Origin of the sequence: uncultured Oxalicibacterium sp., from assembly GCF_913776015.1 — a bacterium.
Classification (GTDB): domain Bacteria; phylum Pseudomonadota; class Gammaproteobacteria; order Burkholderiales; family Burkholderiaceae_D; genus Oxalicibacterium.
Genome location: NZ_CAJYMD010000004.1, coordinates 14,310 through 30,631, shown reverse-complemented (window position 1 = coordinate 30,631; position 16,322 = coordinate 14,310). Strand labels below are relative to the sequence as shown.

The 16,322-nt window shown below is 53.4% G+C and carries 20 protein-coding genes and 1 tRNA gene; 17 read left to right on the top strand and 4 right to left on the bottom strand.

Annotation, left to right across the window (positions count from 1 at the left end; all coding sequences use genetic code 11):
* The first annotated feature begins 37 nt into the window (after window positions 1-37).
* Window positions 38-781 carry a serine O-acetyltransferase gene (cysE, locus tag QZ725_RS00810; protein ID WP_293775580.1) on the top strand — a complete coding sequence of 248 codons (744 nt, stop codon included), beginning with the start codon at window positions 38-40 and terminating at the stop codon, window positions 779-781.
* A 7-nt stretch (window positions 782-788) separates the two neighbouring features.
* Complete coding sequence (locus tag QZ725_RS00805; RefSeq protein ID WP_293775576.1) at window positions 789-1,481, top strand: YceH family protein; 693 nt, start codon at window positions 789-791, stop codon at window positions 1,479-1,481.
* A 53-nt stretch (window positions 1,482-1,534) separates the two neighbouring features.
* Here the strand turns inward: QZ725_RS00805 and QZ725_RS00800 are convergent, their stop codons facing one another.
* From QZ725_RS00800 to QZ725_RS00790, 3 genes are read right to left on the bottom strand one after another with little or no spacing between them, the layout of a single operon-like run.
* Entirely contained in the window at window positions 1,535-2,290 is a 756-nt protein-coding gene (locus QZ725_RS00800) for a UDP-2,3-diacylglucosamine diphosphatase (protein WP_293775574.1), read from the bottom strand.
* A 53-nt stretch (window positions 2,291-2,343) separates the two neighbouring features.
* A complete protein-coding gene (locus QZ725_RS00795) occupies window positions 2,344-2,832 on the bottom strand; it encodes a peptidylprolyl isomerase (RefSeq protein WP_293775573.1) in 489 nt (162 codons plus the stop codon).
* A 60-nt stretch (window positions 2,833-2,892) separates the two neighbouring features.
* The gene (locus tag QZ725_RS00790) at window positions 2,893-3,471 is read right to left on the bottom strand and encodes a peptidylprolyl isomerase (RefSeq protein WP_293775579.1); all 579 of its coding nucleotides are present in this window, start codon (window positions 3,469-3,471) and stop codon (window positions 2,893-2,895) included.
* Between the two features lie 135 nt (window positions 3,472-3,606).
* Here QZ725_RS00790 and QZ725_RS00785 point away from each other — a divergent pair, with 135 nt between their 5' ends.
* From QZ725_RS00785 to QZ725_RS00750, 8 genes are all read left to right on the top strand, one after another.
* A complete protein-coding gene (locus QZ725_RS00785) occupies window positions 3,607-3,846 on the top strand; it encodes a hypothetical protein (protein ID WP_293775571.1) in 240 nt (79 codons plus the stop codon).
* Entirely contained in the window at window positions 3,824-5,221 is a 1,398-nt protein-coding gene (cysS, locus tag QZ725_RS00780) for a cysteine--tRNA ligase (protein WP_293775570.1), read from the top strand. The genes QZ725_RS00785 and cysS overlap by 23 nt, the downstream gene beginning before the upstream one ends.
* 8 nt (window positions 5,222-5,229) lie before the next feature.
* Window positions 5,230-5,877 (top strand): DNA-3-methyladenine glycosylase 2 family protein, encoded by a 648-nt coding sequence (locus tag QZ725_RS00775; RefSeq protein WP_293775569.1) that lies wholly within the window; start codon window positions 5,230-5,232, stop codon window positions 5,875-5,877.
* A 52-nt stretch (window positions 5,878-5,929) separates the two neighbouring features.
* Window positions 5,930-6,904 carry an acetyl-CoA carboxylase carboxyltransferase subunit alpha gene (locus QZ725_RS00770; RefSeq protein ID WP_293775568.1) on the top strand — a complete coding sequence of 325 codons (975 nt, stop codon included), beginning with the start codon at window positions 5,930-5,932 and terminating at the stop codon, window positions 6,902-6,904.
* 52 nt (window positions 6,905-6,956) lie between these two features.
* A complete protein-coding gene (tilS, locus tag QZ725_RS00765; protein ID WP_293775577.1) occupies window positions 6,957-8,312 on the top strand; it encodes a tRNA lysidine(34) synthetase TilS in 1,356 nt (451 codons plus the stop codon).
* 161 nt (window positions 8,313-8,473) lie between these two features.
* Entirely contained in the window at window positions 8,474-9,727 is a 1,254-nt protein-coding gene (locus QZ725_RS00760; RefSeq protein ID WP_293775567.1) for an aspartate kinase, read from the top strand.
* A gap of 95 nt (window positions 9,728-9,822) precedes the next feature.
* Window positions 9,823-9,916, top strand: a tRNA-Ser gene (locus QZ725_RS00755).
* Window positions 9,917-9,980: 64 nt separating this feature from the next.
* Entirely contained in the window at window positions 9,981-10,532 is a 552-nt protein-coding gene (locus tag QZ725_RS00750; protein ID WP_293775566.1) for a hypothetical protein, read from the top strand.
* 68 nt (window positions 10,533-10,600) lie between these two features.
* On the opposite strand, the gene QZ725_RS00745 is transcribed toward QZ725_RS00750, so the two are convergent.
* Complete coding sequence (locus QZ725_RS00745; protein ID WP_293775565.1) at window positions 10,601-10,786, bottom strand: hypothetical protein; 186 nt, start codon at window positions 10,784-10,786, stop codon at window positions 10,601-10,603.
* 640 nt (window positions 10,787-11,426) lie between these two features.
* Between QZ725_RS00745 and flhD the strand changes: the two genes are divergently transcribed.
* The 7 genes from flhD to QZ725_RS00710 all read left to right on the top strand — a co-directional run bounded on the left by flhD (window position 11,427) and on the right by QZ725_RS00710 (window position 16,315).
* Entirely contained in the window at window positions 11,427-11,744 is a 318-nt protein-coding gene (flhD, locus tag QZ725_RS00740) for a flagellar transcriptional regulator FlhD (protein WP_293775564.1), read from the top strand.
* A 28-nt stretch (window positions 11,745-11,772) separates the two neighbouring features.
* Window positions 11,773-12,318 carry a flagellar transcriptional regulator FlhC gene (flhC, locus tag QZ725_RS00735; RefSeq protein WP_293775563.1) on the top strand — a complete coding sequence of 182 codons (546 nt, stop codon included), beginning with the start codon at window positions 11,773-11,775 and terminating at the stop codon, window positions 12,316-12,318.
* 95 nt (window positions 12,319-12,413) lie between these two features.
* Complete coding sequence (locus QZ725_RS00730; protein ID WP_293775562.1) at window positions 12,414-13,142, top strand: class I SAM-dependent methyltransferase; 729 nt, start codon at window positions 12,414-12,416, stop codon at window positions 13,140-13,142.
* Window positions 13,143-13,321: 179 nt separating this feature from the next.
* Complete coding sequence (gene motA, locus QZ725_RS00725) at window positions 13,322-14,182, top strand: flagellar motor stator protein MotA (RefSeq protein WP_293775561.1); 861 nt, start codon at window positions 13,322-13,324, stop codon at window positions 14,180-14,182.
* Between the two features lie 45 nt (window positions 14,183-14,227).
* Window positions 14,228-15,298, top strand: a complete 1,071-nt coding sequence (motB, locus tag QZ725_RS00720; RefSeq protein ID WP_293775559.1) for a flagellar motor protein MotB — start codon at window positions 14,228-14,230, stop codon at window positions 15,296-15,298.
* Between the two features lie 48 nt (window positions 15,299-15,346).
* A complete protein-coding gene (locus tag QZ725_RS00715; RefSeq protein ID WP_293775558.1) occupies window positions 15,347-15,895 on the top strand; it encodes a chemotaxis protein in 549 nt (182 codons plus the stop codon).
* A gap of 54 nt (window positions 15,896-15,949) precedes the next feature.
* On the top strand, window positions 15,950-16,315 hold the full coding sequence (locus QZ725_RS00710; protein WP_293775557.1) for a response regulator: 366 nt from the start codon (window positions 15,950-15,952) through the stop codon (window positions 16,313-16,315).
* Window positions 16,316-16,322 lie beyond the last annotated feature (7 nt).

Sequence of the window (16,322 nt, the reverse complement as noted above, 5' to 3'; positions counted from 1 at the left end):
CATTGCGTTCTCTTGTTTCACACGTTTTACTCCCACCATGTTCAGTCGCATCCGAGAAGACATCGATAACATCATGACGCGCGATCCCGCCGCACGCAGTGCCTGGGAAGTGATGACCTGTTATCCGGGGTTCCATGCGATTGTGGTGCAGCGTTGCGCGCATTGGTTCTGGCAGCATGATCTCAAATGGTTGGGACGTTTTACCTCGCATATCGGACGCTGGCTGACTGGTATTGAAATTCATCCCGGTGCCCGTATCGGGCGTCGCGTCTTCATCGATCATGGCTTCGGTGTCGTGATTGGCGAAACGGCAGAGGTGGGTGACGATTGCACGATTTATCAAGGTGTCACGCTCGGCGGGACGTCCTTGAGCAAAGGGGCGAAACGCCACCCGACGCTGGGGAATGGCGTCATCATCGGTGCCGGCGCGCAGGTGCTCGGTTCTTTCACGGTGGGCGAAGGTGCCAAGGTCGGTTCGAATGCCGTGGTGGTCAAGCCGGTCCCGGCTGGTGCGACGGCAGTGGGCAATCCCGCGCGCATCATCGAGAAGGAAAGTGCACGCGATGAAACAGCGGCACGTATGTTTGCCGCGTATGGTGTTACGCCGAATGGCGACGACCCCCTGTCGAAAGCGCTGCACGGATTGATCGATCATGCTGCGACACAAGAGCATCAGATTGAACGCATTCTGGCGGCACTGAAATGCGCAGGCATCGATTGCGAAACGCTGAAAACCGAAGAAAAATTTGATCCCGATCAGTTGAACAAACTGGTCGAATAATATCCGTATGAGCGATATCGTTTCTCAAGAAGAGCAAGACAAGCAGCAGGACGGCCTGGATACACGGGAATTGCGTGTACTGGCCGTATTGGCGGAGAAAGAGGCGCTGACGCCGGATGTTTATCCGCTCTCCCTCAATGCACTGACGAACGGTTGCAATCAATTGTCGAGTCGCGATCCCGTGATGGCGTTGACGGAATCCGAGGTTCAGCAGACGCTCGATCAGTTGATCCAGGAAAAACTGGTGACCGAGGTACGGCAGGCCGGTGCACGCGTCGCCAAGTACGAACATCGTTTGCGTATCAAGTGGCTGCTGGAACAGGACAGGCTGGCAGTCTTGACGGTGTTGATGCTGCGTGGCGTACAGACTGCCGGTGAGATTCGGGCGCGTTGCGGTCGCTTGCACGAGTTTTCATCGATTACCGAGGTCGAAACGGCTTTGCAATTCCTGATGGATAAGTATCCGCCACTGGTCACTCGTCTTGCGCGTGCGCCAGGCACGAAAGAAGCGCGCTACGCACACCTGCTTTCAGGCGAAGTGGCGGACATTGCTATTGATGCTGTTTCGTCAGATAGTCATGGCGCAGGCGTATCGCGTGGTGATCGTGTTGCGCAACTGGAAGCAGAAGTGCAATCCCTGAAGGAAGACATGCTGGAATTGAAGAACCAGTTTCAGCAGTTTCGTCAGCAGTTCGATTGATGTTTGCGTGTCAGGTCAGATGCGGTTTCTGACCTGATTTCTGCCGCACATAGTCAAGTTACTTCCCGGCCATTGAAATCGAAGCGTTTTATCTTGCCGTTCCAATCGATGGCCAGCCAGTCCCCACGTTGGTGTTTGCCATCCAGCTCCCAATCCGATAGCACATAGCGCGTACCTGTTTGCCCCCCCAGATCGTGCGAGTGTACGGCTGGACGATGCGTATGCCCGTGAATCATGCTGTCGGTATCACACTGCGCGAACAATGTCCGTATCGCCGCATCGTTTACATCCATGATGTCGTAGGATTTTTCCTGTTGTGCAGCACGGCTGCCGGCACGCAATTGCGCAATGATTTTTTTTCTTTCTGCGAGTGGCATGCCAAGAAAGCCGGCTTGCCATTGTGCAGAGCGTACTTGCGAGCGGAATTGCATGTAGGCCGCATCGTCGGTGCAATATGCATCGCCATGCGTGAGGATGAAACGATGATCGCCGATGGTGGCGACGTGGGGATCGGGTAGCAATTGCAGTTGTGCCGCTTCAGCGAACTTCTCGCCCGCAAGAAAATCCCGATTGCCTGCCATCCACGATACTTGCGTGCCGCGTTCAGCGACTGCGCGGATTTTCTGTACAACGCTGTCGTTGTAGGGATCGCCGAGATCGTCATCGCCGGCCCATGCCTCGAAGATGTCGCCAAGCAGGAATAACTGCGCCGCACGGTTGGCATGTGTGTCCAAAAAATCGAAGAAGGCTTGCGTGGTATGCGGCATGTCCGGTTGCAAATGCAAATCCGAAACAAAAAGCGCAGCCATTTCTGGCTGCGCCTCGCGATTGCTGTGAAGAGCGGTTGTGTTCACAGGGGCAATCAGACGACTTCCGCTTTTTCAATGACGATATCTTCCACTGGCACATCGGCAAACATGCCGGCGCGTGTGGTTTTGACGCCCTTGATCTTTTGCACGACGTCGATGCCATCGGTTACCTTGCCGAACACGCAGTAACCCCAGCCATCCTGGCCAGGATAGTCAAGGAAGCCGTTGTCGTTGACGTTGATGAAGAATTGCGCGGAAGCCGAGTGCGGTGCCGAAGTGCGTGCCATGGCGATCGAATAGGTTTCGTTCTTGAGGCCGTTCTTGGCTTCGTTCTCGATAGGATCCTTGGTTGGCTTCTGTTTCATGCCGGGTTCAAAACCACCGCCCTGGACCATGAAGCCATCGATGACGCGATGAAAGATCGTGCCGTTGTAATGACCGGAATTCACGTAGGCGAGAAAGTTTTCAACGGTCTTTGGCGCTTTTTCTGCGTCGAGTTCGATGGTGATGTTGCCGTGATTGGTGGTGAGAATGACTGCCATGGTTATCCTTGTTAGTGGTGGTTTTCAGATGAATTCATCAGGTGAATTTTACAGATGCGATTATTGCGTAATCGTAGCCGATTCGATGATCACGGGCGAGGTTGGTACGTTCTGATGACGGCCGGCATTACCGGTCGGGACATTCTTAATTTGATCGACGACTTCCGTGCCTTTAATGACCTTGCCGAACACGGCATAGCCCCAGCCATCACGGCTCGGGTAATCCAGCATGCTGTTGTTTTTGGTGTTGATGAAGAACTGTGCGGTTGCCGAGTGTGGTGAGGCAGTACGTGCCATGGCGATGGTATAGGGCTCGTTGCTCAAGCCGTTATTGGCTTCATTCTGGATCGGCGCACGGGTTTTCTTTTCCTGCATGTTGCGATCAAAGCCGCCACCCTGAATCATGAAGTCGCCAATGACACGATGAAAAATCGTGCCATTGTATTGGCCGCTCTTCACGTACTGCAGGAAATTCTCGACCGTGATCGGCGCTTTTTCCGGATTCAATTCAAGGACGATGTCGCCCATGCTGGTTTTCAGCAATACGCGCGGCATGTCCGCTGCGTAGACGCTGGAAAGCAAGCCACCAAAAGAAAGTGCGGCGGTCAATGCGAGAAGGCGACGACGTGGAAAAGAAATCATGCGGAGCTTCCTGTGATGGTTGAGGAGGAGCGATCGGTGTAAACGTTTGGCCTGCGGACAGGTTGCATGCGATTCGGCGCTGGCTTATCATCGCGTCCCCGCAGCCGATGCAGCGAATGTGACGGCTAGAACATGTTTCCGGCAATCAAGCTGGCGGCGGTTTGGCGCTTGCACAGTGCTATACTGCCGCGGGATTGCGCATTTTATCAAAAGAGCATAAGCGCGTGTTTGGCCCCTTCGCAGTCATTGGCTGAAGAGTTCGGCAGGCAGGACGAAGCGCACCAACCCGCAGGAAAACGCCGAAAGCAGATGCCGCCAAAATCGGCTGCCGACACAGACATCACCATTCATGAGTTCCCTGAAGATATTTAATACGCTGGCACGCGAGAAGCAGCCGTTCACTCCTATCGAACCGGGCAAGGTCCGCATGTATGTGTGCGGGATGACTGTGTATGACTATTGTCATATCGGTCACGCACGCGTGATGGTGGTGTTCGATATTGTGCAGCGCTGGTTGCGCGCTTCAGGATTCGATGTGACGTATGTACGCAATATCACTGATATCGACGACAAGATCATCAAGCGTGCAGCCGAGAATGGCGAATCGATTTCACAACTGACGCAACGCTTCATCGATGCGATGGATGAAGACGCTGCCGCGCTTGGCGTTTGCAAGCCGGACCACGAGCCGCGCGCCACCAATTACGTGCCGCAAATGCTGGGCTTGATCGAAGCGCTCGAGCGTAACGGACTCGCATATAAAGCAGCCGATGGTGACGTTAATTACTCCGTTCGCGACTTTGCCGGTTACGGCAAGCTTTCCGGCAAGTCGCTCGACGATCTGCGCGCCGGTGAGCGCGTCGATGTCAACACCGGCAAGCGGGACCCCTTGGATTTCGTGCTGTGGAAGGCATCGAAGGAATCCGAGCCTGACGAAGTGAAATGGGCATCCAAGTGGGGCAGTGGTCGTCCGGGCTGGCATATCGAATGCTCGGCCATGTCGTGTGATCTGCTGGGCGAGCAGTTTGATATTCACGGCGGCGGTGCCGACCTGCAATTCCCGCATCACGAGAACGAGATTGCCCAATCCGAAGGTGCTCATGGGCATGCCTTCGTGAATTACTGGATGCACAACGGGTTTGTGCGCGTCGATAATGAAAAAATGTCCAAATCACTGGGCAATTTCTTCACCATCCGCGAAGTGCTGGAAAAATACGATTCCGAAGTCGTACGCTTTTTCATCCTGCGCGCGCACTATCGTAGCCAGCTCAATTATTCCGATGCGCATCTCGATGATGCGCGCAATGCCTTGACGCGCATGTACACGGCGTTAAAGGATGTTGCGCCCGATGCGCAGCCGCTCGACATGCAAGAGACGCATGCAGTGCGCTTTGCCGAGGCAATGAACGATGATTTCAACACGCCGCTGGCGGTTGCCGTGTTGTTCGAATTGACCAATGAAGTCAACAAAACCAGATCGCCAGCCCTTGCGCGTCAATTGCACGGCTTGGCCGGATTGATCGGTTTGTTGCAGCGTGCGCCGCAGCAATTCTTGCGCGCAGGCGTGGCGGGGCAGGCTGGTGAAGGCGATCTGGAAGCCATGGTTGCCGCGCAGATCGCCGCTCGCAGCGATGCCAAGAAGGCAAAGAATTTTGCCGAAGCCGATCGTATTCGTGCTGTCTTGCTGGAACAGGGCATCGTTCTCGAAGACAAGCCTGGCGGCTTGACTGAATGGCGCAGGGCATAAGACTGGATATGGCCAAGGCAATCGTTACCGAGGAAACCTTCGTTCTTCCGCCATATTGGGAAGAGGCGAAGGTCGAACTCATGAAGCGCGACCGCATCATGCGTAAACTGATTCCACAATTCGGCGATCTGCATCTGCGCAGCCGTGGCGAGCCGTTTTCCACGCTGGCGCGCTCCATCATCAGCCAGCAGATTTCCGTCAAGGCAGCGGACAGCGTGTGGAAGCGTTTTCTCGAAGTTTGTCCCAAGTGCACGCCAGTGCAGGTCATCAAGGCAGGCGAAAAACTCGCTGGTTGCGGCTTATCCAAGCGCAAAGCGGAATACATTCTCGATCTGGCTGACCATTTCAAGGCGAAACGTGTTCAATGTGACAAGTGGGCCGAGATGGAAGATGAGGCGGTCATTGCCGAGTTGATCCAGATTCGCGGTATCGGGCGCTGGACAGCGGAGATGTTTTTGATATTTAATCTGCTCCGACCGAATATATTGCCGCTGGATGACGCCGGTTTGCTGGCGGGCATCAGCCATAATTATTTTTCCGGCGAGCCGGTTTCGCGCAGCGATGCACGCGAAGTCGCCGCCAATTGGGAACCCTACCGTACGGTCGCTACCTGGTATCTGTGGCGTAGCCTGGAGCCGGTACCGGTAGCGTATTGATTTACCGTATGACGATACGAATTCGCTTCGTGTTGCAGCAGAAGGAGCCACGATGAGCAAGACCACTTTCCTCGGCTTTGAACAGCCGATTGCAGAACTCGATTCCAAGATCGAGGAGCTGCGCTTTGTGCAGGACGATTCCGCAGTCGATATTTCGGAAGAAATCGAGCGTCTGTCCAAGAAAAGCCAGCAACTGACCAAGGATATCTACGCCAAGTTGACGCCGTGGCAGGTATCGCAGATTGCACGTCATCCGCAACGTCCGTACACGATGGATTACGTGAACGAAATCTTCACGGATTTCCACGAACTGCATGGCGATCGTACCTATGCCGACGATTTGTCCATCGTTGGCGGCCTAGCACGTTTCAATGGCCAGCCTTGCATGGTAATCGGTCATCAGAAAGGTCGCGATACGAAAGAACGCAGCCTGCGTAACTTCGGCATGCCGAAACCGGAAGGCTATCGCAAGGCGATGCGCCTGATGAAGCTTGCCGAAAAATTCGGCTTGCCGATTTTTACCTTCGTCGATACGCCGGGTGCATTTCCGGGTATCGATGCGGAAGAGCGCGGCCAGTCCGAAGCGATCGGTCACAATCTCTATGTGATGGCCGAACTGAAGGTGCCGCTGATTGCTACCATCATTGGTGAAGGCGGTTCCGGCGGCGCGTTGGCGATTGCCGTGGGCGATGCCGTGTTGATGTTGCAGTATTCGACCTACTCGGTGATTTCGCCAGAAGGCTGCGCTTCGATTTTGTGGAAATCGGCAGAACGTGCTTCCGACGCCGCCGAAGCACTCGGCTTGACGGCGCATCGTCTGAAGGCGATGGGCCTGATCGACAAGATCATCAACGAGCCGCTGGGCGGCGCGCATCGTGATCCAAAACAAATGGCCGCCTTGCTCAAGCGTGCATTGTCGGACACCTTGCGCCAGTTCCAGGGCGTGAAAACCAAGGATCTGCTGGCAGCGCGTCATGAAAAGATCATGGCTTACGGCAAGTTCAAGGAACTCAACGCAGCGGAGTAACGTGGCAAAACCTTTCTGCCTGCCAGAAGAATTCGAACGCGCGTTAGGGGAAATCCGGACGCGCGTTTCTCTTTATGGCGATACAACGGAACCTGCGGCTTCTTCATTCGATCTGGCCGTGGCACTGAGTGGCGGGCTGGATTCGAGCGTGTTGCTGGATCTGGCACACGCCTACGTGGCGCAGCATGGTGGCCGTTTGCTGGCGTTTCACGTGCATCACGGTTTGAGTCCGAATGCCGATCAATGGCTGGCACATTGCCGCGCGCAATGCGTGGCACTTGGTATTCCCTTTGATGTGCGGCATGTGCAGATCAACCAGCAGAAGCGTACCGGTATCGAAGAAGCCGCAAGAAACCTGCGCTACGCTGCCTTGGGCAGCATGTGTCGTGAGCATGGCGTTGACTTGCTGCTGACTGCGCATCATCAGGATGACCAAGCAGAGACGGTGCTGTTGCAGCTTTTGCGCGGCTCGGGCGTGGCAGGTTTGTCCGGCATGGATCGTGCCAATCGTGCGCCAGATTTGCTGGGTGACCATGATTTATGGATGGCACGCCCCTTACTGGATGTTTCCCGCGTTGATCTGGAAGCATGGACACGCAAGAAAAAAATCACCCATGTGCATGACGAATCGAACAGCGATCCACGTTATGCGCGCAATGCCTTGCGTCATCAGGTCATGCCGGCGATCGCCCAAGCCTTTCCCGGTTTTCAGCAACGTTTTGTACGTACTGCGCAGCATGCGCAGTCGGCGCAACGCTTGCTGGTGGAACTGGCAACCCAGGACCTGCAAGCCTGTCTGGATGGCGATTGCCTGGATGTCAGGCGATTGCGCGGTTTCAGCCAGGATCGTATCGATAACCTGTTGCGCTACTGGTTTGGTGTACGTGGTGTACGCATGCCATCGACTGCTTGGCTCAACGAGATGCGCAGCCAGTTGTTTGGCGCAAAAGATGATGCGCAGTTGTGCGTGACGCATGCCGATTGCGAGATTCATCGTTACCGGCATCGTGTCTTCCTCACGCAGCGTGTTGATCCCGAGAATCTGCTGCAGGGGCCGCAGCTATTCTGCTGGAATGGCGAGTCAAGTCTGGCATTTCCTGCCTTCGGTGGGATTTTGCATATCGAACCGGCAGAGCAGGGCATGGATGGCGAATGGTTACGTCGACAGTCGTTGCGATTGGCCTTGCGTAGTGGTGGCGAGATGCTCAAGCCGGCCTGGAATCGCCCGACCCGCAATTTGAAGGCGCATTACCAGTCATGCGACATACCGCCTTGGGAGCGTATGCGTCTGCCGCTTGTCTTCAGCGAATCACAACTGCTTTATGCGGCTGGCATCGGTATGGATTGCCATGCTTGGGCAGAGGAGGCGGGCGAGCACCTGCAGTTTCGCTGGGCATTCGTTCCTTGATCTCTCCCGACTGCAGGTAATTGCGTCTTTCCGGTTTTTTCTGTTAGATGCGGCGACAAACGGGCCGGAAGGGCCGTCAGACTTGTCATTCTGACTGGCAAGCTGTAAAGTCGAGGGCTAGCTTTTTACCGCTTTTCTCTTTTCAGCGCCTCTTTCCCCTTATGCCTTTAATCGTTCATAAATACGGCGGCACGTCGATGGGCTCGACCGAGCGCATCAAGAACGTTGCCAAGCGCGTTGCCAAGTGGCATGACGCCGGGCACCAGATCATCGTTGTGCCTTCTGCCATGTCTGGTGAAACCAACCGCCTGATTGGTCTGGCCAAGGAGGTCATGTCGCAGCCTGATCCGCGCGAACTCGATATGCTGGCCTCGACAGGCGAACAGGTTTCGGTTGCTTTGTTGTCCATGGCGTTGCAAGCCATCGGCAAGAAAGCCGTGTCCTATGCAGGTTGGCAAGTCGCCATCAAGACAGATTCCGCGCATACCAAGGCACGCATTCAGTCGATCGACGATGCCAAGGTACGCAAGGATCTCGACGCGGGTCGTATCGTCATCATCACCGGTTTCCAGGGTGTGAATGACGAAGGCGATATAACGACGCTGGGACGTGGCGGTTCGGATACCTCGGCTGTGGCCGTGGCAGCTGCAATGAAGGCGGAGGAATGCCTGATTTACACCGATGTCGATGGCGTCTATACCACCGATCCGCGCGTCGTGACTGAAGCGCGCAAGCTCAACACCGTGACTTTTGAAGAGATGTTGGAAATGGCATCGCTGGGCTCCAAGGTATTGCAGATTCGTTCGGTTGAATTTGCGGGGAATTACCGCATGCCTACGCGTGTTCTGTCTTCGCTGACAGACCCGATGATGCCACTGGAAGAAGAAGCCAAGTCCGGCACCCTGATTTCGTTTGAGGAAGACACAAATATGGAACAAGCCGCTATCACCGGTATTGCATTCAACCGCGACGAAGCGAAGATCACCGTATTGGGCGTGCCGGATCGTCCGGGTATCGCCTATCAGATTCTTGGTCCGGTTGCCGATGCGAATATCGAAGTCGACATGATCATCCAGAACCAGTCTGTCGATGGCAAAACCGACTTCACCTTCACCGTGCCACGCAACGACTACGCCAAGGCAATCGATGTCTTGAATGATAGCGTCAAGGCGCACATCGGTGCCGCCAGCATTGAGGGCGACACTAAGGTGTCGAAAGTATCGGTAGTCGGTGTCGGCATGCGTAGCCATGTCGGCATTGCTTCGCAGATGTTCCGCACGCTGTCGGAAGAGGGTATCAACATCCAGATGATCTCGACATCCGAAATCAAGATCTCCGTGCTGATCGACGAAAAGTACATGGAGCTCGCCGTTCGCGCACTGCATAAAACCTTCGATCTGGAAAAAAGCAATTAAATCGATTTTGCACGCATGGTCCGGTTGACCGGATCATCGTGAAAAGTTATGATGCTGGACCTTTCAACGACGGCACTACAGTCGCTGTAAAGTGTGGAGACGTGGCCGAGTGGTCGAAGGCACTTCCCTGCTAAGGAAGCATATGGGCTTAAACCTGTATCGAGGGTTCGAATCCCTCCGTCTCCGCCAAAGAATTGAAAGCCCTTGATGAGAATCAAGGGCTTTTTTCTTTCTCCCGCAGATAGTCACTTTATTGGAAGCAAAGCAGTTGAATACCAAACGAAGCAAACGCTGGAATGGCGAACTGGCCACCCTGACGCCCGAATATCTCAACGATGTCATGCGACAAATGTCAGCTTATGGTGATCGTGTCCGTTTCGGCTTGAATAGCCCGACATCATTGCCGCATTATCAGGTCATCAATGCCTATGACAAGAAAATGGCATTCGATGCCAGGCACCATCTTCATCACCCGGCGGATGAGGAATTCGACGATGCCAATGCCACCAAGATTCTTTCGCTCGATCAGGTGAAGGCGCTTATTGCAGGCATTGGTAGTCGTCTTGAGGCTGCAGCACGTCCCGTTCGGGCTAGTCGTGTGCGTAGTACGGGAGGGGCGCGTCCTGTAACCGCAGCGCAAAAAATCGAAGAAAACCTTGATGGGCTTAAATATGCCTATTTCAAGGAGCACAGCGCAACGCTTCCTGAGGGAATCAAGGAGTATTCGCAGGAAATTTCCCGCCTTATGAAAGGCGGTATGACGGCGGCTGCAGCATTCGATCAGGTGATCAAGCAATATTTTTGAGTGTTGGTGGTTTGAATATAAAAAAGCCCGTGCAACTGCACGGGCTTTTTGTTGGTAGGTAGTACGTTTTACAGGCGATAAATTTTTTCACCCGTTTGTACCAGTCGGAATTTCGCGTCCGACAAGGCTTCTAGGGGCCGACCGTCCTTCAATTTATACAGTTTTGCATGTTCGGCAGCGTCGTCCTGATAGACCTCGACGTGATATCCCTCGCCGGATTTTCCTTTTGCATCAAACTTGTCCACTAAATCCATGCCGGTCTCCTTGCTTTGTATGCCGTATTCGCGGCAATGAGGGTTTGCAAAAAAACAATTCAATAGAAATTAAGTTAGATCACGCACGACAAGGGAGCATTGCCATGTCTGCGGCTTCATCTTAGACGTAAAAAGCAGGCCATCGAAAATTTTTTTGATATGGCCCTAAAGTTTTCAAAAGGCTTGCCGATAAAGAATTTAGTTAGCGCTCTTTATGTTGGTAAAAATTCGTAAGAAAACGCATCTTTTTTTGCCGGCAACCCTAAAGTTCTGAAAATGCCTGCCGTTATAGAGTCAGGATGTGGCGCAAAAGAGAAAAATGTCGTCGTATTTCGACAAATTTCTTTGATCGCTAATTAGTACTTGGTTGCAAAAAATGCTGCTTTTTTAGCGATATGTTTCTAGATTTTTTGATCTGTCGTATTCGCTAGAACCAATCTAGTCGCTGTTTTCCGCTCAATCTCCCGAAGAGCGTAGTAAATGCTGGTGCGTGTTTGTAAGACAAACACCTACCGGCTTTTTGTCGTCTGTGCTGTCTAAAAAAACAGAAACTTACCAGTTACTGTGAATTTGGCCTAACCCCAGAATGCATTTACCGCGAGCAATCTTGCTGTGGTGCACTTAAGGGAAAGAGCCGATCATGACTACCAACGACATCATTGCCGAAATCCGTGACGCCAACTTGGGCTATCTGATGCTGGCCCAGCAAATGATTCGTGCAGACAAGGCAACGGCCATTTTTCGACTCGGCATCAGCAATGAAATCGCCGATCTTATCGAGGGTATGAGCAACGCGCAGATTCTCAAGCTGGCTGGCGCCAATATGATGCTTGCCCGATTTCGATTTGACGACGGTGCAATTCTTGGCATGCTGACCAACTACAACAAGGATCGCTCCTTGGCCCAATCCCATGCCGCCATTCTGATGGCCGGTCAGGGTGTTGAGCAAATCGCCTAATTTTTGACCTTTTTCAGGCGAGCACATCATGGCAAAGAAAAGCGTAGTCACTGAATCTCAGGAAATCCAACTGGCGATTGAACTGATCAATCTGGGCGCCAGATTGCAGTTGCTGGAATCGGAAACCTCGCTGTCGCGTGAGCGTTTGCTCAAGCTCTACAAGGAATTGCGTGGCGTGTCACCGCCTAAAGGCATGCTGCCATTTTCGACCGACTGGTTCATTACTTGGCAGCCGAATATTCATTCCTCCCTGTTCATGGGAATCTATAAGTATCTGACCGATCATGCGCACGTGACCGGTATCCAGGCAATTATCAAGGCTTACCGACTTTATCTCGAACAGGTAGAAACAGGTCCGGACGGCGAACCCGTGTTGTCTCTCACGCGCGCCTGGACGTTGGTACGCTTTTTCGAGAGTAAAATGCTGTCGACCGCCTGTTGCAGTGAATGCAGCGGTCACTTTGTGGTGCATCACCTTGATTTGAATGCCAATTACACCTGCGGTCTGTGTCATATGCCTTCCCGGGCGGGCAAGACAAAACGTGCCAAGTCGGAAAGTCTGATGGTGGCCTGAAGCAGGTCCAACCATCGGATTTGTGCGTGAAAAGAAAACGGCGCCGTAGTGCGCAGTCGTCCCCAGCTTCCCTATCCTTGATCCAGACGCCAGCCTTGCTGGCGCTGATTCTGCAGCTTCTCTCCTTTCTTCTGGTTCTTTTATTGAGCATTCTCTTGGGGATGTTCAATCTGCTCATACCTGTGCTGCTTGCCGCCGTCTTGCAGGGAGGGATAGCGGCAGGTCTGTCTCGCACGGTTGGTCAGGCGCGATGGTGGTGGTTTATCCAGTTTTTCTTCCCGGTGGTGCTGGTATTGATGCTGGGTCTGCATTTGCCACCAACTTTGTTCCTCGGTGCTTTTCTCATTTTGCTTTTGCTGTACTGGAGTACCTACCGTACACAGGTTCCGTTTTACCCATCGCGTCTGACGGTTTGGCAGGAGGTTGAGCGTTTGCTGCCGGAAGCGTCTTTTCGGTTTGTCGATATCGGCAGCGGTCTTGGCGGTTTGCCGCTCTATCTGAAAAAACAGAGAGGGGATGGCGACTACAGGGGCGTGGAAATCGCACCGCTTCCTTGGTCCATCAGTCGTTTGCGTGCATTTCTTGCCAAGAGTGCGGTCAGATTTGAGCGCAGTGATTATCAGAAACTGAATTTTGCCGATTACGATGTGATCTTTGCTTATCTTTCCCCAGCGGCAATGCCGGCGTTGTGGCAGAAAGCGAGGGCGGAGATGATGCCAGGAGCGCTGTTGCTTAGCTACGAATTTACTATTCCCGATCAGCCAGCAGACATTGTGATCACGGCCGAGGGTGACAAAGCCTCACTGTACGGCTGGAGAATGTAAAATTTATTTCTCTAGTGGTTTGCTTTCAAGCATCAAGTTCCCATAAACGGAGCCGTTGAAAGGTTAAACCCATCTTTCGTCCCGACGGTTATATGCAACAATGCACCGGAGCGTGCATTGCATACAGGCAATCGTTGCGGCAATAATGGCAACTAAACCTACGCATACGGAGCCATCGCTTGTTAGTCATCATTGGTTATGTCGTAATTCTCGGTTCCGTATTTGGCGGATTCGTGCTGGCAGGCGGACATCTTCACTCGCTTTTTCAACCAGTCGAATTGTTGATGATCGGTGGCGCTGCTGCGGGTGCGTTTTTCGTCGGGAATAACGGCAAGGCGATCAAGGCGACGCTCAAGGCGTTGCCGACCGTTTTCAAGGGTTCCAAATACAACAAGGCACTCTATATGGAGTTGATGACCTTGTTGTTCGAAATTCTCAGCAAGGTGCGCAAGGAAGGTTTGATGTCCATCGAGGGTGACGTCGAAAGTCCTGAAGAAAGTCCCATTTTTTCCAAATATCCGGCTGTTCTGGCCGATCATCACCTCGTTGAATTCATGACCGATTACCTGCGCCTGATGGTATCGGGGAACATGGATGCGTTCCAGATCGAAAATCTGATGGATAACGAGATCGATACCCATCATGCCGAGGGTGAAATTCCAGTGCATTGTGTCGCGAAGCTGGGCGATGGTTTTCCGGCATTCGGCATCGTTGCTGCGGTCATGGGCGTGGTGCATACGATGGCGTCGGTCGGTTTGCCGCCAGCGGAACTGGGTATCCTAATTGCGAATGCGCTGGTGGGTACCTTTCTTGGCATCTTGCTTGCATACGGTTTCGTTTCACCGCTGGCCAGTGTGCTGGAGCAGAAACTGCATGAATCGTCGAAGATTTTTCAGTGTGTAAAGGTAACGCTGCTGGCGAGCCTCAATGGCTATGCGCCGGCATTGGCGGTGGAATTCGGCCGCAAGGTGCTGTTCTCGACCGAACGTCCTTCGTTCAGCGAGCTTGAAGAACATATCAAGCAATCGCGCTCGAAATAAGTGCTGGATTGTCGATAACCGAACCGGATTCGAACGGGGACTGAAATGGCTGACGAGGGACTCCGTCCGATTATCGTAAAGCGCATCAAGAAGGGTGGCGGTGGTCACCACGGTGGTGCTTGGAAGATCGCTTATGCTGACTTCGTGACAGCGATGATGGCGTTTTTCTTGCTGATGTGGCTGTTGGGTTCGACTTCCAAAGGCGATCTGCAAGGTATTGCCGATTATTTTGCCAATCCGCTTAAGGTATCGATGGCAGGCGGTTCGGGCAGTGGTGATGCGACGAGCGTGATTCAGGGCGGTGGTAAGGATCTCACGCGTATCGATGGTCAGATGAAAAAGGGCGAAGATGATAACGCCACCAAGAAATTCAATCTGAAGGCGGCTGAAGAAGAGCTGGCTAAGGCTGAAGGCCGTCGTTTGCGCGCGCTGAAAGAGCGCATCGAACAAGCGATTGCCTCTGTCCCTAGTTTGCAGCAATACAAGAATCAGCTTTTGCTCGACATTACGACAGAGGGTTTACGCATCCAGATTGTGGATGAAAAAAATCGTCCCATGTTTGCGCTGGCACGCGCCGAACTGCAGCCTTACACCAAGGTAATCCTGCATGAGATTGCCAAAACGCTCAACGACATTCCCAACAAAATCAGCTTGTCCGGCCATACCGACGCTACACCGTATTCGAGCGGTGAGCGCAGCTATAGCAACTGGGAGCTTTCGTCAGATCGGGCCAATGCCTCACGGCGCGAACTGATTGCCGGAGGCTTGCAGGAAGACAAAGTCTTGCGCGTGGTGGGACTTTCCTCGGCGGTGCTCTTTGATACTGCCAATCCGCTGAATCCGGTCAATCGTCGCATCAGTATCATTGTGATGAACAAGAAGACGGAAGAGTCCATCACCAAAGAAAATCGGACGGTAGATGTGACCGATGAAGAGTCGGCGAACGAGGCGGTCAAGCAGGGTGCGCAAGCAATGTCGCCACCGCCGCATACCGCTTCGATTCAACCAGCGGTTGCACCGGCGGCTACGGCAGGAGCAGCCTCTGCCGGCACTTCGGCGGCGCGTGCTGTTGCGGCGGAAGCATCGGCTGCGGCGTCGGCCACTCTGCCGCGTTGAGGAATCAATACAGATCATGGCTTTCACTCACCATCCAATACGGTTTCCATGACTACCTTGCATTCACTGGCGCCTAAACTGCAGGACGTGTTGTCGTCCTTGTCAGAGCACGGTCGTCAACATCTGAACGAAGTCGAAACGGATTTGACGCAGACCAATGTGCTGCTCAAGGAAGCGATTACAAAACTGGGTAGCAGCTTCATGGCGATCCATGCGGCTGTGATGGCTCAGCAGCAGATCGTCGATACTTTGCTTGCGCAAGCGCAGGCGAGTGATGCCGGCATCCAGGCGCTACGCGAAAATGCGGCGGAAATCGGCTTGCAGGTCAATGCGGCGGTAACGGGTCTGCAATTTCAGGATATGACCGATCAACTCATCACGCGAACGATGCAACGTGTCGTCGGATTCCGTGATGTGCTGGAAGTGCTGTGCATCGGGAGCGATAGTTTGGCTTCGCAGGAAAAGGGCGATACGATACTTGCCGTTCTCGATCGCATGAAGGCGACGCTGGAAGAAGAAAGCGTGAGTCTGGAGCAGGCATTACGCAAAGCCGTGCGTCAGACGCATATGGAAAGTGGCGATATCGAATTGTTTTGATAAATATCAATATGGCTGATGGCCTGAAAAATACAGTATCGAGCGGGAGTAAAGATGGCAAAGACAATATTGGCAGTCGATGATTCGGGTTCGTTGCGGCAGATGGTGGTATTCAGTCTGCGGGCTGCCGGGTATCAGGTAACCGAAGCCGTCGATGGACAGGATGGCCTCGACAAGGCAAAGACGCAGGTTTTCGATCTGGTACTGACGGATCAAAATATGCCGCGCATGGATGGTTTTACCTTGATTCGTTCGCTGCGCGCGTTACCCACTTATCAGCGTGTACCGATTTTGGTACTGACGACCGAGTCCAGTGACGAAATGAAAGCCAAGGGGCGTGCCGCTGGTGCGAACGGCTGGTTGGTTAAGCCTTTTGATCCACAGCGTTTGACCGAAGTGGTCAGGAAAGTCATCGGTTGATGCAATC

Bases quoted from the DNA above. Each gene is read 5' to 3' on its own strand.
- cysE (WP_293775580.1), top strand. From the start codon at position 38: ATGTTCAGTCGCATCCGAGAAGACATCGATAACATCATGACGCGCGAT.
- cysS (WP_293775570.1), top strand. From the start codon at position 3,824: ATGAGTTCCCTGAAGATATTTAATACGCTGGCACGCGAGAAGCAGCCG.
- flhD (WP_293775564.1), top strand. From the start codon at position 11,427: ATGACTACCAACGACATCATTGCCGAAATCCGTGACGCCAACTTGGGC.
- QZ725_RS00795 (WP_293775573.1), bottom strand. From the start codon at position 2,832: ATGGCAGTCATTCTCACCACCAATCACGGCAACATCACCATCGAACTC.
- QZ725_RS00775 (WP_293775569.1), top strand. From the start codon at position 5,230: ATGGCCAAGGCAATCGTTACCGAGGAAACCTTCGTTCTTCCGCCATAT.
- QZ725_RS00715 (WP_293775558.1), top strand. From the start codon at position 15,347: ATGACTACCTTGCATTCACTGGCGCCTAAACTGCAGGACGTGTTGTCG.
- QZ725_RS00770 (WP_293775568.1), top strand. From the start codon at position 5,930: ATGAGCAAGACCACTTTCCTCGGCTTTGAACAGCCGATTGCAGAACTC.
- QZ725_RS00800 (WP_293775574.1), bottom strand. From the start codon at position 2,290: ATGGCTGCGCTTTTTGTTTCGGATTTGCATTTGCAACCGGACATGCCG.
- QZ725_RS00805 (WP_293775576.1), top strand. From the start codon at position 789: ATGAGCGATATCGTTTCTCAAGAAGAGCAAGACAAGCAGCAGGACGGC.
- QZ725_RS00760 (WP_293775567.1), top strand. From the start codon at position 8,474: ATGCCTTTAATCGTTCATAAATACGGCGGCACGTCGATGGGCTCGACC.
- QZ725_RS00785 (WP_293775571.1), top strand. From the start codon at position 3,607: ATGTTTCCGGCAATCAAGCTGGCGGCGGTTTGGCGCTTGCACAGTGCT.
- flhC (WP_293775563.1), top strand. From the start codon at position 11,773: ATGGCAAAGAAAAGCGTAGTCACTGAATCTCAGGAAATCCAACTGGCG.
- motB (WP_293775559.1), top strand. From the start codon at position 14,228: ATGGCTGACGAGGGACTCCGTCCGATTATCGTAAAGCGCATCAAGAAG.
- QZ725_RS00745 (WP_293775565.1), bottom strand. From the start codon at position 10,786: ATGGATTTAGTGGACAAGTTTGATGCAAAAGGAAAATCCGGCGAGGGA.
- QZ725_RS00710 (WP_293775557.1), top strand. From the start codon at position 15,950: ATGGCAAAGACAATATTGGCAGTCGATGATTCGGGTTCGTTGCGGCAG.